The sequence below is a fragment of the Thioalkalivibrio paradoxus ARh 1 genome, assembly GCF_000227685.2.
Taxonomy (GTDB): Bacteria; Pseudomonadota; Gammaproteobacteria; order Ectothiorhodospirales; family Ectothiorhodospiraceae; genus Thioalkalivibrio; species Thioalkalivibrio paradoxus.
The window spans coordinates 2,930,715-2,945,144 of record NZ_CP007029.1 but is presented as its reverse complement, the minus strand read 5'-3'; the positions used below and the strand labels follow the sequence as shown (position 1 = coordinate 2,945,144).

Annotated in this window: 13 protein-coding genes; 9 read left to right on the top strand and 4 right to left on the bottom strand. The window is 68.4% G+C overall.

The window, feature by feature from the left end:
• Nucleotides 1-73 precede the first annotated feature (73 nt).
• On the bottom strand, nucleotides 74-1,528 hold the full coding sequence (gene glgA, locus THITH_RS13180) for a glycogen synthase GlgA (RefSeq protein WP_006748906.1): 1,455 nt from the start codon (nucleotides 1,526-1,528) through the stop codon (nucleotides 74-76).
• A 110-nt stretch (nucleotides 1,529-1,638) separates the two neighbouring features.
• Between glgA and pgi the strand changes: the two genes are divergently transcribed.
• Complete coding sequence (gene pgi / locus THITH_RS13175) at nucleotides 1,639-3,303, top strand: glucose-6-phosphate isomerase (protein WP_006748905.1); 1,665 nt, start codon at nucleotides 1,639-1,641, stop codon at nucleotides 3,301-3,303.
• Nucleotides 3,300-3,902, top strand: a complete 603-nt coding sequence (locus THITH_RS13170) for a DUF938 domain-containing protein (protein ID WP_025367562.1) — start codon at nucleotides 3,300-3,302, stop codon at nucleotides 3,900-3,902. The genes pgi and THITH_RS13170 overlap by 4 nt, the downstream gene beginning before the upstream one ends.
• A gap of 9 nt (nucleotides 3,903-3,911) precedes the next feature.
• Here THITH_RS13170 and THITH_RS13165 read toward each other — a convergent pair whose 3' ends face one another.
• A complete protein-coding gene (locus THITH_RS13165; RefSeq protein WP_006748903.1) occupies nucleotides 3,912-4,709 on the bottom strand; it encodes a hypothetical protein in 798 nt (265 codons plus the stop codon).
• Nucleotides 4,710-4,881: 172 nt separating this feature from the next.
• Between THITH_RS13165 and THITH_RS13160 the strand changes: the two genes are divergently transcribed.
• Entirely contained in the window at nucleotides 4,882-6,885 is a 2,004-nt protein-coding gene (locus tag THITH_RS13160) for a BCCT family transporter (protein WP_006748902.1), read from the top strand.
• A gap of 108 nt (nucleotides 6,886-6,993) precedes the next feature.
• On the opposite strand, the gene THITH_RS13155 is transcribed toward THITH_RS13160, so the two are convergent.
• Nucleotides 6,994-7,641, bottom strand: a complete 648-nt coding sequence (locus tag THITH_RS13155) for an arylesterase (RefSeq protein ID WP_006748901.1) — start codon at nucleotides 7,639-7,641, stop codon at nucleotides 6,994-6,996.
• Nucleotides 7,642-7,866: 225 nt separating this feature from the next.
• On the opposite strand from THITH_RS13155, the gene THITH_RS13150 reads away from it, so the two are divergent.
• Nucleotides 7,867-8,289: a DUF3617 domain-containing protein gene (locus tag THITH_RS13150; RefSeq protein ID WP_006748900.1), complete on the top strand. Its 423-nt coding sequence runs from the start codon at nucleotides 7,867-7,869 to the stop codon at nucleotides 8,287-8,289.
• Nucleotides 8,290-8,405: 116 nt separating this feature from the next.
• On the opposite strand, the gene THITH_RS13145 is transcribed toward THITH_RS13150, so the two are convergent.
• Nucleotides 8,406-9,338: a carbohydrate kinase family protein gene (locus THITH_RS13145; RefSeq protein WP_006748899.1), complete on the bottom strand. Its 933-nt coding sequence runs from the start codon at nucleotides 9,336-9,338 to the stop codon at nucleotides 8,406-8,408.
• Between the two features lie 423 nt (nucleotides 9,339-9,761).
• Here THITH_RS13145 and arfB point away from each other — a divergent pair, with 423 nt between their 5' ends.
• From arfB to THITH_RS13120, 5 genes are all read left to right on the top strand, one after another.
• A complete protein-coding gene (gene arfB / locus THITH_RS13140) occupies nucleotides 9,762-10,199 on the top strand; it encodes an alternative ribosome rescue aminoacyl-tRNA hydrolase ArfB (protein WP_006748898.1) in 438 nt (145 codons plus the stop codon).
• A 110-nt stretch (nucleotides 10,200-10,309) separates the two neighbouring features.
• On the top strand, nucleotides 10,310-10,759 hold the full coding sequence (locus THITH_RS13135; RefSeq protein WP_006748897.1) for a ribonuclease domain-containing protein: 450 nt from the start codon (nucleotides 10,310-10,312) through the stop codon (nucleotides 10,757-10,759).
• Complete coding sequence (locus tag THITH_RS13130) at nucleotides 10,759-11,169, top strand: barstar family protein (RefSeq protein WP_006748896.1); 411 nt, start codon at nucleotides 10,759-10,761, stop codon at nucleotides 11,167-11,169. The genes THITH_RS13135 and THITH_RS13130 overlap by 1 nt, the downstream gene beginning before the upstream one ends.
• A gap of 212 nt (nucleotides 11,170-11,381) precedes the next feature.
• A complete protein-coding gene (locus THITH_RS13125) occupies nucleotides 11,382-12,050 on the top strand; it encodes an ABC transporter ATP-binding protein (RefSeq protein ID WP_408645512.1) in 669 nt (222 codons plus the stop codon).
• Nucleotides 12,051-12,063: 13 nt separating this feature from the next.
• A complete protein-coding gene (locus THITH_RS13120; protein ID WP_006748894.1) occupies nucleotides 12,064-14,427 on the top strand; it encodes an ABC transporter permease in 2,364 nt (787 codons plus the stop codon).
• Nucleotides 14,428-14,430: the final 3 nt, after the last annotated feature.

Genomic DNA, 14,430 nt, shown 5'->3' with positions numbered 1-14,430 from the left:
CCTCGTTGCCTGTTCGGGTTGAAGGGCGCGCATTATACCCCAGGCACTGGTGGCGCCCGGAATGACCGGCCGGTCAAGCGCGGCTCGATCCGCGCAGTTCGCGGTAGAGTCGCAGGTAGGCCGCCGAACTCTGGCCCCAGCCGAAATCCCGCGCCATGCCGTTGCGGATCATCGTCCGCCAGCGTTCCTGTCCGGGTTCGCCAAACAGGGCCAGGGCGCGCCCGATCGCCTCGCTCAACGCGGCGGCGGTTGCAGGAACGAAGCAGAAGCCCGTGGCGGTGCCGTCGTCCAGGGTTGCCGGGTTCGCGTCGATCACGGTATCCGCCAGCCCCCCGGTGGCGTGAACGATCGGCGGGGTACCATAGCGCAGGCTGTACATCTGGTTCAGGCCGCAGGGTTCGAAACGCGAGGGCATCAGGAAGGCGTCGGCCCCAGCCTCGATCTGGTGCGCCAGCCCCTCGTTGTAGGTGATCACCACGCTGCAATGGTCCGGGTGTGCACGCGCGAGCGCGCGCGCCGATTCCTCGAAGACGCGGTCGCCGCTGCCGACCAGCGCCAGCTGCATCCGCCGCTCCGCGAGGAACGGCTCGCAGGCCTCGAGCAGCAGGTCGATGCCCTTTTGCGGCACCATGCGCCCGACGTAGCCCATCAGCGGCAGATCGGGGGCCTCCGGCAGCTGCAGTTCATGCTGCAGCGCGGCCTTGTTGGCGCCCTTGCCCGCCAGGTCGTCGGCATGGTAGTGCGCGGTCAGGTAGCCGTCCCTCTCCGGGTTCCACTCGCCGTAGTCGACGCCGTTCAGGATTCCGTGCAGGCGGGCCGAGCGCGCCCGCAGCAGGCCGTCGAGACCCATTCCGGACTCCGGTGTCTGGATCTCGCGCGCGTAGGTCGGGGAGACGGTTGTAATCGCGTCGGAGAATACCAGGCCCCCTTTCATGAACGACAGCTGCCCGTGGAACTCGAGCGCCTCCCAATGCCAGAGGTCCTCCGCAAGCCCCAGTGTGTGACGCAGTTCGCCCGGAAACAGACCCTGGTAGGCGAGGTTGTGGATCGTGAACAGGGTTGGCGGTCGCTGCGGATGGTGTCGCAGCAGGACCGGAACCAGCCCGGTCTGCCAGTCGTTTACGTGCAGGATTTCCGGAGCCCAGTCGAGCTGCGCGTCGTCGACGCTGATTGCGGCCACCGCCTGCGCGAAGGCGGCAAATCGCTGCGCGTTGTCCGGCCAGTCACTGCCATCGGTGGCCCGGTAGGGATCGCCGTCGCGCTGGAAGTACATCGGCCAGTCGACCAGATAGACCATCACCGAAGTGCCCGGCAGATACCCCTGGATCAGGCTCCAGGGCGCGCTGGCGGGGCCGGGCAGCCGGGTCGGATCCGCCAGCCGGCTGACCGCCCGCGGATACGCCGGCAACACCAGGCGCACATCCTGCCGCCGTTGTTTCAGCGCGGCGGGCAGGCTCGAGCTGACATCGCCCAGCCCGCCGGTCTTGGCGAGGGGGTAGGCTTCACTGCTCGCAAAGAGGATGCGCATGATGCGGACTCCGGGGTCGCGTTGTCTGGCCGCGGCTGCCATTGTAGTTTTAGTGCCTGGTAGTGTAAGGCCTACGACTTTTTCATGCCCGCAGACCTGTAGGAGTTCCCGTGTCCCAGACCGACGCTGCATTGCCCTGGCCGCAACTGGCCGAAGCGCGCGACCGCCTCCGCGACATTCGTTTGCGCGACCTGCTCGCCGAAGAGCCGGGCCGGGTAGAGCGCGATGTGCTCGACCTGGCGGGCATGCGTCTGGACTGGACCCGCCAGCGTCTGGACGAAGCGGCCTGGCAGGCGCTGTACGCGCTCGCGGGCGCGGCGCGGCTGGATCAGGCGCTGGAGCACCAGAACCGGGGGGAGCACGTGAACACCACCGAGGATCGGGCGGCGCTGCACATGGCGCTGCGCCTTCCGCGCGAGGCCCAATGCATGATCGACGGCCGCGACGTGGTCGGCGACGTGCACGCCGTTCTCGATGCCATCGGCCATCTGGTGCGTGGGGTCCACGACGGGAGCCACCGCGGGTATTCCGGGCGCCCGATCCGCAGCGTGGTCAACATCGGCATCGGCGGGTCCGACCTGGGGCCGCGGATGGTCTGTCGGGCGCTGGCGCCGCTGGCGGTGCCCGCGGCCGACGGGCGTGCGCTGGACATGCATTTTGTCTCCAACATCGACGGTGCCGCACTGGATGCGGTGCTCGCGCAGGTCGATCCCGAGACCACGCTGTTCATCGTCGCTTCGAAGACCTTCGGCACCCAGGAAACGCTGACCAACGCCCGCTCCGCCCGATCCTGGCTGCTGCGCCATACCGATCACCCCGAGGCGGTGTCCCGGCATTTCGTGGCCGTGTCGACGCATGCCGAGCGGGTCGCCGCGTTTGGCATCGATACGCGCAACATGTTCGGGTTCTGGGACTGGGTTGGCGGGCGCTATTCGGTGTGGTCTGCGATCGGCCTGCCGATCGCGCTGTATCTCGGCATGGATGGATTTCGCGCGTTTCTGGCCGGCGCCCATGCAATGGACCGGCATGTGCTGGAGGCGCCGGTCGCCGCGAATGCCGCGATGCGCATGGCGCTGGTGGATGTCTGGAACCACAACCTGCTGGGCGCCTGTGCGCGGGTGGTGCTGCCCTATGACGAACGGCTGAAACTGCTGCCGTCGTACCTGCAGCAGGCGGAGATGGAGAGCCTGGGCAAGGGCGTACGCCACGATGGCAGGGCAGCCGAGCGCGAGACCGGGGCGCTGGTCTGGGGTGCGGTCGGCACCGACGGGCAGCATGCGTTCTACCAGTTGCTGCATCAGGGCACGCGCTGGGCGTCCGCCGAGTTCATCGGGGTCGCGCAACCGGAACACGGCCTGCCCGAGCATCATCCGATCCTGCTCGCGAACCTGGTCGCGCAGGCCGAGGCGCTGGCCCTGGGCAAGACCGCCGCGGAGGCAACGGCGGAGATGGCCGCGCAGGGGCTGCCGGAGGCGGAAGTGGCGCGGCTGGCGCCGCATCGCAGCTTCCCGGGCAACCGGCCAAGCACGGTGATTCTGCTCGAGCGGCTGGACCCGCAGACGCTTGGTGCGCTGATCGCGCTCTACGAGCACAAGATCTACCTGCTCGCGACGCTCTGGGATATCAATGCCTTCGATCAGTGGGGCGTCGAGCTGGGCAAGCAGCTGGCCGGCCGCGTGCTCGAGGATTTCGCCGAACCGGGTGCGGGCCATACCCATGACGCGGCTACGCAGGCGACCATCGACTGGCTGCGTCAGCGGCTGCAGCAGGCATGACCATGCAGCGGCCCTTTGCCGAGTCGGCCGAGCAGAACAAGGGCCCGATTCTGGAGGTGCTGCGCGAGTGGTTCGGCGCTCCGGGAAACGTGCTCGAGATCGGCAGCGGGACCGGCCAGCATGCGGTGCATTTCGCTGCGGCGCTGCCGCATCTGGAATGGCAGCCGAGCGATGTCGCCGCCCATCTCGGGGGCATCGAGGCCTGGCGCGCGGCTGCGGGTCTGGCCAACCTGCGCCCTGCGCGCGCGCTCGACGTGGCGACCGGCCCCTGGCCGGACGAGGTCTTCGACTATGCCTACACGGCCAATACCGCGCACATCATGCACTGGCGCGAGGTGCTCGCGATGCTCGCCGGGGTCGCGCAGGTGTTGCGCGGCGGCGGGGTATTCGCGATGTATGGGCCTTTTTCGGTCGATGGCCGGCAAACCGCGGCGTCGAATGCCGCGTTCGATGCGGCACTGCGCCGCAGCGATCCCGGGATGGGGGTGCGCGACCTGGCCGATCTGCGCAACGCCGCGCAGCGCTGCGAGCTGGAACTCGTCGGCCAGGTCGCGATGCCGGTCAATAACCTGACGCTGATCTGGCGCCGCCAGCGCTGATCGGTCGCGCTACCGCTGCCAGTCGAAGCTGCCGCGGCCCGGCGCTGGGAATTCCGGCGCGTCCGGGAAGTCGCGAGAGGGCGCGTCCGGTCGGCTGCGTTCCCGCTGCGCCGAGGGAAACTCGGGCCGGGTGAGGTAGCTGCCCCCAGGTGCGGTCGGCCACTGGTGTTCGCCGGTGGGCGCCGGTGGGCGCTCCGGCCAGCGCGGTTGGTCACCCGGGTATTCGCCGGCGCCGGTCGTCGGGGGCCTGCGGTCGCGCGGATCCGGCATGCGGCCCCGATCGCCGGGAACCGCGCCCGGCCGGTACGGGTCACCGTAGTCGCCGCGCCGGGGCTCACCGTAGTCGCCGCGCCGGGGCTCACCGTAGTCGCCGCGCCGGGGCATCGTGCCAGGGGTGGCCGGTGCGCTGCCGTACCCGGTCACCGAACCGAAGTCGGTGCGGGGCGTTTGCGCGCGTTCGCCCGCGCGGCCGGGGAGGCTGCGGTCGTAGCCGCCGGGCGCGAACTCCGGGGCCGCTTGTCCGCGGTCCACACTGCGCGGGTCGAAGCGCTGGCCGGAATCCTGCCGCTGCCGCTGGGTCTCGCGCTGCTCTCCTTCCTCGAACTCGGCCAGGTAGTCGGGCGGCGGATACTCCGGCTGGCCACGGAACGTGCTGCGCGGAGTCTGTTGCGCCAGCATCAGGAGGCCGGCGTCGTCTGCGCCGGCACCGCGCTGCAATTCCTGCTCCGAGTCGGCCAACGCGGCCTGGTTCGTGCCCAGCGCCAGCATCGCAAATACCGGCAGTCCGAAAGTTCTGAACCTGATCATGATCACTCGTATGTCGTTTCACTTCGGGTCTTTGAACTTTAAGGATAGGCCACGTGCGCGCCATTTCCAGCCGCCCCCAGCGTAAAGTGCCTTTTGACCGCGAGCTGCGCTTCGTGCTCAAGTGCCTTTGGGCCGGTGTCGGCCGGTCAGCTGAGATCTCGGGGGGATGCAGATGGCGGAGCGTGACGAGGCGAATGTCGGGGCTGCCGAGGGGGCGCGGCCGTGGATCCAGATGAATCCGCCGGTATTCATCGTTTCAGCGGTCCTGACCCTGGTCTTCGTGCTGCTCGCGGCGGTATTCACCGAAACCGCTGGGGTCCTGTTCGACGCGGTCCAGGGGTGGATCATCGAGTCGGTGGGCTGGTTCTACGTGCTGGCGGTCGCCGGGTTCATCGTGTTCGTGATCGCACTGGCGCTCTCGAGTTTCGGACGGATCAAGCTCGGTCCGGATCACAGCGAGCCTGACTACAGCTACGGATCCTGGTTCGCGATGCTTTTCTCCGCCGGGATGGGGATCGGCCTGATGTTTTTCGGTGTCGCGGAACCGGTCATGCATTACGTGACACCGCCGGTCGGCGATCCCGAGACCGTGGAAGCCGCGCGGCAGTCGATGCGCATCACCTTCTTCCACTGGGGAGTGCATGCCTGGGCGATCTACGCCGTGGTGGCCCTGGCGCTCGCGTATTTCGCGTTTCGCCACGGGCTGCCGCTGACGATCCGTTCCTCGCTGTATCCGCTGATCGGGGAGCGCATTTACGGGCCGATCGGTCACGTCGTCGACATCTTTGCGGTGCTGGGGACGATCTTCGGGGTAGCCACCTCGCTCGGTTTCGGCGTGATCCAGATCAACTCCGGCCTCGAGTACCTGTTCGGCGTGCCCAGCACGATCACGATCCAGGTGATCCTGATCGCGGTGATCACCGCGATCGCGACGGTCTCCGTGGCCCTTGGCCTCGACGCCGGGATTCGCCGCATCTCGCTGCTGAACATGATCCTGGCCGGCGGCCTGCTCGCTTTCGTGCTGGTCGCCGGACCCACTGTGTTCCTGCTGCAGACACTGGTCCAGAACACCGGCAATTACGTGTCGCAGCTGTTCCACATGACCTTCAACCTCTATGCCTACGAGCCGACCAGCTGGATCGGCGGCTGGACGCTGTTCTACTGGGGCTGGTGGATCGCCTGGGCACCGTTCGTCGGCATGTTCATCGCGCGGGTGTCGCGCGGGCGCACGATCCGCGAGTTCGTGGTCGGCGTGCTGCTGGTGCCGTTGGGTTTCACGCTGATGTGGATGACCTTCTTCGGCAACACCGCGCTGCACATGATCATGGTGCAGGGCATCACCGAACTGGCGGACGCGGTGGCCGCCGACACTTCGGTGGCACTGTTCCAGTTCTTCGAACACCTGCCGCTGTCGGGGTTGATGGCGCTGATCGCGACGACCCTGGTGGTGACGTTCTTCGTGACCTCGTCGGACTCGGGCTCGCTGGTGGTGGATATCCTGACCTCCGGCGGGCGGGACGAGTCCCGCACCTGGCAGCGCATTTTCTGGGCGATCGTCGAAGGTGTCGTCGCCGCGGCGCTGCTGATCGCCGGGGGGCTTGCGGCCCTGCAGACCGCGACGATCGCCAGCGCGCTCCCGTTCACGATCGTGATGATCCTGATGTGCTGGGGGTTACTCAGCGCATTGCGCATCGAGGGCGTGAAGCGCGTCAGCCTGCGCGAGGCACGGGTGATGCCCAGCGGGCCGCATGCCGTCCGCAACTGGCGCAACCGGCTGCATGCGCTGATTCACCAGCCCAAGCGCAAGGAAGTGATCCGCTACATCGCCGAGTCGGTCAAGCCGGCGCTGAGCGAGGTCGCCGAGGAACTGCGCAAGCAGGGGCTGGCAGCCGAGATGGGCCAGGGTGAAGACGGCCGGGTGTGGGTGGAGGTACGCCACGGCGACGAGATCGATTTCTTCTACTCGGTGCGACCGCGCGCCTACGAACCCCCGACCTTCGTGATGCGCGACACCCGCGACCAGCGCCTGGAGGCGCTGAAGTTCTACCGCGCCGAGGTCCACCTGAAGGAGGGCGGGCAGGACTACGACGTGATGGGCTGGGCCCGGGAGGACGTGATCAACGACGTGCTCGAACACTACGAACGGCACATGCATTTCCTCGCCGCGGTGCGCTGACGTTCCCGCTGTGGCCGCTCTCGGGCACTGCGCGTTGTCTCGGCCACTGGTGCTCCCCGGTGAGTGCGGCAGCGGCCGCTGCGTCCGGGGACGTGAACCGGCGGAGGATCAAAGCGCTCCGGACTGTACCAGCAGTTCGTGAATGCGTTCGGCCAGTACGCGGTAGCCTGCGGCATTCGGGTGGATCGGGTCGGCCTTCAGCGCGTCCCGGCCCAGGATGTGCGCCAGCGCTCCTTCCTCGAGCGGAATGCGGAATTCGTCGGCGATCCCGGCGTAGATCGGTTCGCTGCGCAGCCGCAGCAGGGTCGGCGCCGGCACGGCCACCAGCAGCACGTCGACGCCCTGCGAGCGCGCCAGGCGCACCATTTCCGCGACGTTGTCCCGCGTCTGGTCGATGTCCATGCGCCGCAGCAGATCGTTGCCGCCATGGGTCAGGATCAGCAGGTCGGGCCGGTGCTCGTCGAGCAGCGCTGGCAAACGGGCCAGGCCTTCGGCCGAGCGTTCGCCGGGACGCCCGGCATTGATCACGCTGCGCCCGGTCCGTTGCTCGAGCACTGCCGGAAACGAACGGTCGGCGCTGGCGCCGGTACCCGCGGTGAGGCTGTCCCCGAAGGCGAGGATCACCGCGTCGCCGCGTAGCGGTGCCAAGGGTTCCGGCCGCGGCGAGCAGGCGGCCAGCAGGCTGAGCATCAACAGCAGGATCGCAGCAGGTCGGCTGCCGGTGGAGATTCGCGGCGGGCGGGTGGGCGGCGGCATCGTGAGGCTTCCTCCCCATGCGGATTCGCGGCGCGGCGATCGTGCTCGACCGACCGGCGCGGTCTGTGTGAGGCGATCAGGGTATCACCCCGCCGGCCGGCTTCGGTTTGACCTTCCAGGGCGGGCGTGGCAGCGTGGCGGCCTTCCATGCGCATCCGTCTGCAGCGCCCGTCCAGCGGACGACCGGATCGAATCCCGCCTCCACCCCAACGACAAGGAAATGCCATGCCTTATCGCAGCCTCCTCGCAGTCGCCCTGTTTGCATTGCCCCTTGCGGTTTCGGCCACGCAGCCCAATTTGCAACCCGGCGACTGGGAAATGGTCACGACCACGACGTTCGCGAACGGGATGATGCCCGAACAGCGGGAAACCAGTCGCGAGTGCGTGACCGCCGAGGATCTGTCCGACGGGCAGTTGTTCGACGTCGATGTCGAGGAATGCGAGATCACCTCCCAGGACGTTCGCGCCGACGGGATGAATTACACCATGAGCTGCCAGCACGAGGACGGCATGGACATGACGATGGATGCCGAGATGCATTTTCTCGGTGATCGTGCCGAGGGCACGATGTCCGCACGGATGAACACCCCGATGGGACCGATGCAGATGGAGATCGTGCTCGAAGGGCGCCGCCTCGGCGACTGCTGACTCTGCGGGATGTACCGGGATGGCAGCGGGCGCTACGCCGTCCACTGTGCCCGCCCGATGCCCGCGGGCACCGGTTCGGGTGCCCCGGCCCGCCGGAGCCGGCCGGGATCGCGCGATCAGAACCGGTAGCCGAAGGCCTCGTGGAAGCGCTCGGCGAATTGCTCGCGCGTGAAGTGGTGGTTCTGGGTTCCGGCGGTCGCGATCTTGATGGATCCGAGCAGCGAGGCGATCCGCCCCGTCGTCTCCCAGTCCATGCCGTTCTCCAGCCCGTAGAGCAGGCCCGCGCGGTAGGCGTCGCCGCAGCCGGTGGGGTCGACCACCGCAGTCGGTTGCACCGCGGGGATGGTGATGCGCTGGCCCGCCGTGTAGATGTCCGATCCCTCGCCGCCGCGGGTCACGATCATCGCATCGACACGCTCGGCCATCTGTTCCAGCGTCAGGCCGGTGCGTTCGGCCGTCAACTGCGCCTCGTAATCGTTGAAGGCAGCGTAGGTCGCCTGCTCCAGGAAACGTGTCAGGTCGTCGCCGCTGAATAGCGGCAGTCCCTGCCCGACGTCGAAAAAGAACGGGATGCCGGCCTCGGCGAACTGCGCGGCGTGCTGGATCATGCCGTCGCGGCCGTCGGGGGAGACGATGCCCAGGCGCACGCCCTCGGCATCCTGCACCCGGTTGTGATGCGAGAAGTTCATCGCGCCCGGATGGAAGGCGGTGATCTGGTTGTCGTCCTGGTCGGTGGTGATGAACGCCTGGCCGGTGAAGCTGCCGTCGATCGTCCGCACATGGCGGCGGTCGATTCCCTGCTGGTCCAGCCATTCCGCGTACACGCCGAAGTCCGAGCCGACCGTGGCCATCGGGATCGGTTCGCCGCCGAGCAATTTCAGGTTGTAGGCGATGTTGCCGGCGCAGCCACCGAACTCCCGCCGCATTTCCGGCACCAGAAAGGACACGTTGAGGATATGCACCTTGTCCGGCAGGATGTGGTTCTTGAAGCGATCGGGAAAGACCATGATGGTGTCGAAGGCGATGGAACCGCAGATCAGAGCGGACATGGAGACTCCTTGGTTGTGGATGAACGGATTCGCCGGCCGGCAGCGGATGCCGCGCGATGCCGCGGTTGCGCGGAGGCACAGCGATTGCTGCGGGCCTGGCCGGGGTGGCGCGGTGTGGCCCGCGAGTCCGGAGGATTCGGGTCCGACCGAGGCCGCCGGCCGCAGGGTGACCCGAACCGGGAAGGCGCATAGCCTAAGGATTTCCGGCGCCGACAACAAACCGGCACGATGCCTGACCGGGATCGCGAAGGGATCCTGGCAACCCGTTGCGGTGGTGGGAGCAGAGGATGGCGCAACGCACGGCCCGGGTTTTGCATTCCGCCCGGCGCGACGAACCGCCCACCTGTTGCGGCAGCGTCTGAACGCCTGCGGCCGCGTTGCGGGGATCCCCACACCCGCGTGCGCGAGTGCCGAGGAACTCCCATGGCGCTGATCGCGGTCGGCCCGGATTTCGAATTGCCCGACGAAGATCTCGAGTTTCGTTTCAAGCGCTCGACCGGTCCGGGTGGACAGCACGTGAACAAGACCGACAGCGCGGTGGAACTGCGCTTTCGCGTCCACGCCTGTGCGGCGCTCAAGCCCGAGACCCGGGATCGTCTGTGCCGGATCGCCCGCAAGCGTATCTCCCGCGAGGGCGTGCTGATCATCCACGCGCAGCGTTTCCGCAGCCAGGAACGCAACCGCGAGGACGCGCTCGCGCGGCTCGCCGAGCTGCTGCGCGAAGCCGAACGCCCCCCGGCGCCGCGCATCCCGACGCGCCCGACCCGCGCCTCGCGGGAACGCCGCCTGAGCGGCAAGAAGGCCCGCGGACAGCGCAAGCAGGGACGGGGCCGGATGCGCTGGCCGAGCGACGACGGCTGAGGCTCGCTGAACACCGTCCCTGCGCGCCGTGCCGGGCAGATGCCGCTTCCCTGCGCGGGCGCAGGGGGTATGGTTGCAGGCGCTGATTCCAACCCGCGGAGGATCCCCGGATGCCGAAGAAACCGTTGTTGCTCACCCTGCTGATCCTGGCCGTCGCGTTCGCGGCCTTGCAGTTCGCGCCGAATTCCTGGCTGGGACCGGAGCCGGCACCGGCCCCGCCGCAGGTCGAGGAACCGGCCCCCGGCGACGCGCAGGGGCTGGTGGTGCCCGACGTCGAGGTGCGCGACCTGGACGGCCGAGTGGCCTGGCAGGGCGACGTCGACCTGGCGCCGGCGCTCGAGCGCATCGCGGCCGGCGAGCGTGACCCGCACCGCAACGACGGCGGCGTGTTCCATAACCGCGAGGGACTGCTGCCGGCGCGGCCGTCCGGGCATTACCGGGAATACGTGATCCGCACGTCCGGCATCACGCATGCCGGTCCCCAGCGGCTGGTGATCGGGGAGGACGGCGAGGTCTACTACACCCACGACCATTACCGAAGTTTTCGGAGGATCCGCTGATGCCGCCCGTCGCCGGCCCGTCGGCACTGCCCGAGTGGCTGGCCGGCACGGAGCCGCTGCTCGAACTGTCTGACGGCGGCGACCCTGCCGCGGTGCTGGAGGCGCTGCGCGGTGAATCGCTGGACGTGCAGCATGTGGACCTGGCCGGCGTGGGCGACAAGGCGATGCTGCTGCAGAAGCTCCACCAGGCGCTGGGCTTCGGTGCCTGGTTCGGCTTCAATTGGGACGCGCTGGAAGAGGCCCTGTTCGATCCCGAGGATCGAAGCGGTCCGGAGCGGGTGCTGGTCGTCACCGGCTTTCAGGGGTTTCGCGAACGCGACCCGGCGGCGGCCGAGGTGTTCGTCGAGATCCTGTGTACCGTCGCCGGAAACCCCGGAAGTGGCTTGCGCGGGGCCGTGCTGGTCCGCTGATCCGCCTGGCCGGGGCGTGCCCGCCGCAGGAGCGGCAACACAGCGCCCGTTGCTGCCGGGGCTCCCGCCTCGCGTATTGCCACTCGCGCATTGCCAATGGCCGCGCGCCCTGCCGGCTGCGCTATCATCGATTCATGAAGGCTGTCGCAGCCAGCGAATCCGCAAGACCGGGGAACCGGCAGGTCGTGTTCGAGACCCGTGGCCTGACCAAGATGTACCGGATGGGGGAGGTCGAGATTCATGCGCTGCGCGGCGTGGACCTGGAGCTCTACGCGGGCGAGTTGGTGGTGCTGCTGGGCGCGTCGGGATCGGGCAAGTCGACGCTTCTGAACATCATGGGCGGGCTCGATACCGCGACCAAAGGCAGCGTGCGGTACCGGGACCAGGATCTGACCGATGCCTCGGAGCCGGTGCTGACCGCATTCCGGCGCGAGCACGTCGGATTCGTGTTCCAGTTCTACAATCTGATCGCGAGCCTGACCGCGCGCGAGAACGTCACGATCGTCACCGACATCGCCCGCAACCCGATGCCGGCCGAACAGGCATTGGCCCTGGTCGGGCTCGACGAGCGCCTCGACCACTTCCCGTCGCAACTCTCCGGCGGCGAGCAGCAGCGCGTCGCGATCGCGCGCGCGATCGCGAAACAGCCGGCGGTGCTGCTTTGCGACGAGCCCACCGGAGCGCTGGATTCGAAGACCGGGATTCGGGTGCTCGAGGCGCTGGAGCACATCAACCGCGAGATGAGCACCACGGTCGCGATCATTACCCACAACGAGGTGATCGGCGAGATGGCCGACCGGGTGATTCGCCTGCACGACGGGCAGGTCGCCGAGGTACACGAAAACGCGCGGCGGCGCGCTCCGGGCGAACTGCGCTGGTAGCGCGGGCCTCTCGATGCGTGCCCTGGACCGCAAGCTGCTGCGCGACCTTGCGACGCTGAAGGGGCAGGCGGCGGCGATCGCGGTGGTGATCGCGGCGGGGGTGATGACGCTGATCATCGCGGTGACGACGCTCGATGCGCTGTCGCTGACCCAGCAGCGCTTCTACCAGGACTACCACTTTGCCGATGTGTTCGCCGACCTGAAGCGTGCCCCGGACGGTCTGGTCGAGCGTCTGCGCGAGATTCCCGGAGTCAACGTTGCCGAGACCCGGGTGCAGGCCGCGGTGCGGCTCGAGATTCCCGACTTCGACGAGCCGGTGCGCGGCCTGCTGGTGTCGATTCCGGACGGGCGCCAGCCCTTGCTGAACCAGCTCTACTTGCGTGAGGGGCGGTTGCCGGACTCCGGGCGTTCGGACCAGGTCGCGGTCAGCGACGCCTTCGCCGAGGCCCACGGGCTGCGCGCCGGCGACCCGCTACGCGCGATCATCAACGGCCGGCTGACGACGCTGCGCGTCAGCGGGATCGTGCTGTCGCCCGAGTTCGTCTACCAGGTCGCGCCGAGCGACCTGCTGCCCGACTACGAGCGTTACGGCATTCTGTGGATGAACCGGCGCGCGCTGGCCAGTGCCTACGGCATGGACGGCGCATTCAACAGCGTGGTCGTAAGCCTGCAGGCCGGGGCCTCCGAGGCCGCGGTGATCGAGCATCTCGACCGGATCCTCGCGCGCTACGGCGGCATCGGCGCTCATGGCCGCGACGATCAGCCGTCGCACCGCTTCCTGTACGAGGAGCTGCGGCAGTTGCGCGCGCAGGCGGCGATCCTGCCGACGATCTTCCTGCTGGTCTCGGCGTTTCTGCTGAACGTGGTGATGGGCCGGATCATCCGCGCGCAGCGCGAGCAGGTCGCGGTGCTGAAAGCCTTTGGCTACCGCAATCGCGACATCGCGCTCCACTACGGAATGCTCACCGGGCTGATCGTGCTGGTCGGTTGCGTGCTGGGCGTCGGGCTCGGCCTCTGGGCGGGCACCGGGCTGGCCGCGATCTACACCGAGTACTTCCGGTTTCCCGAGCTGCGCTTCCGCCTGCAGGGCTGGGTGCTGTTGCTCGCGGTTGCGGTTGCCTTCGGCGCCGCGCTGCTTGGAACGCTGCGCTCGGTCTGGCGCGCGGTCAGTCTGCCGCCCGCCGAGGCGATGCGTCCGGAACCGCCCGCGAGGTTCCGCAAGGGCTGGATCGAGCGCGCGGTTCCCGACCGCTGGCTGGACCAGGGCGCGCGGATCGTATTGCGCAATATCGGCCGCCACCCGGTGAAGGCAGGCCTGTCGGTGCTCGGCATCGCGATGTCGGTGGGGCTGCTGGTGATGGGCGCCTACCAGCTCAACGCGGTCGATCACATGCTCGACACCCAGTACCGGCTGGTGCTGCGAATGGACGTGCATCTGACCTTCACCGACCCGACTCCGGCGCGGGTCCACGGCGAACTGCGCCACCAGCCCGGGGTGCTCGCGGTCGAAACCTACCGCAGCGTGCCGGTGCGCTTGCTGGCGGGACACCGCGAGTACCGCACCGCGATCCTCGGGCTGGACGAGCAGCCGCAGCTGCGCCAGTTGCTCGATGGCCGGCAGCGGCCCCAGCGCCTGCCTCCCGAGGGCCTGCTGTTGACCGACTACCTCGCCAAGGATCTGGGGTTGCGGGTGGGAGACCCGGTGCGCGTGGAGGTCCAGGAAGGCCATCGCCGGACCGTCTCGGTGCCGCTGGCCGGGGTAGTGGACGAACCGCTCGGGGTCAGCGCCTACATGCGCAGGGACGCAGTGAACCGGCTGATGCGCGAAGGCCCCGCGGTGACCGGCGCCTGGCTGCTGGTCGATCCGGAACGCGAGACCGCGCTGTTCGCCAGCCTGCGGGAGATTCCTGGCGTGGCCGCGATCGGGCAGATCTCACAGGCCGAGCGCAACATCCGGGAGTACATGGGCGAGACCATTCTGATGTTCGCGCTGGTATTCGTGCTGCTCGCGGGATCGATCGCGTTCGCCGTGGTCTACAACAATGCCCGCATCGCGTTCGCCGAACGCGCGCGCGAGCTCGCGACGCTGCAGGTGCTCGGCTACTCGCGCGCCGAGGTGAGTGCCATCCTGGTCGGCGAGATCCTGGCACTGACGGTGGTCGCGCTGCCGGTCGGCTGGCTGATCGGCACCGGGTTCGCCTGGGCACTGAACCAGGCGTTCAGCATGGACATGTTCCGGGTGCCGCTGGTGCTGACGCCGGGCGCCTACGGCTTTGCCACCGCTGCGGTGCTGGCGGCCTCCGCGGTTGCGGCGGTTCTGGTGGTACGGCGGCTGCACCGGCTGGACAAGGTTTCGGTGCTGAAGGCGGTGGAATGAGCG

What these genes read in the sequence shown, in the direction of transcription:
- THITH_RS13165 (WP_006748903.1), bottom strand. Translation starts at nt 4,709, where the DNA reads ATGATCAGGTTCAGAACTTTCGGACTGCCGGTATTTGCGATGCTGGCG.
- THITH_RS13120 (WP_006748894.1), top strand. Translation starts at nt 12,064, where the DNA reads ATGCGTGCCCTGGACCGCAAGCTGCTGCGCGACCTTGCGACGCTGAAG.
- THITH_RS13130 (WP_006748896.1), top strand. Translation starts at nt 10,759, where the DNA reads ATGCCGCCCGTCGCCGGCCCGTCGGCACTGCCCGAGTGGCTGGCCGGC.
- THITH_RS13145 (WP_006748899.1), bottom strand. Translation starts at nt 9,338, where the DNA reads ATGTCCGCTCTGATCTGCGGTTCCATCGCCTTCGACACCATCATGGTC.
- THITH_RS13160 (WP_006748902.1), top strand. Translation starts at nt 4,882, where the DNA reads ATGGCGGAGCGTGACGAGGCGAATGTCGGGGCTGCCGAGGGGGCGCGG.
- THITH_RS13150 (WP_006748900.1), top strand. Translation starts at nt 7,867, where the DNA reads ATGCCTTATCGCAGCCTCCTCGCAGTCGCCCTGTTTGCATTGCCCCTT.
- THITH_RS13155 (WP_006748901.1), bottom strand. Translation starts at nt 7,641, where the DNA reads ATGCCGCCGCCCACCCGCCCGCCGCGAATCTCCACCGGCAGCCGACCT.
- THITH_RS13135 (WP_006748897.1), top strand. Translation starts at nt 10,310, where the DNA reads ATGCCGAAGAAACCGTTGTTGCTCACCCTGCTGATCCTGGCCGTCGCG.
- arfB (WP_006748898.1), top strand. Translation starts at nt 9,762, where the DNA reads ATGGCGCTGATCGCGGTCGGCCCGGATTTCGAATTGCCCGACGAAGAT.
- glgA (WP_006748906.1), bottom strand. Translation starts at nt 1,528, where the DNA reads ATGCGCATCCTCTTTGCGAGCAGTGAAGCCTACCCCCTCGCCAAGACC.
- THITH_RS13170 (WP_025367562.1), top strand. Translation starts at nt 3,300, where the DNA reads ATGACCATGCAGCGGCCCTTTGCCGAGTCGGCCGAGCAGAACAAGGGC.
- THITH_RS13125 (WP_408645512.1), top strand. Translation starts at nt 11,382, where the DNA reads ATGTACCGGATGGGGGAGGTCGAGATTCATGCGCTGCGCGGCGTGGAC.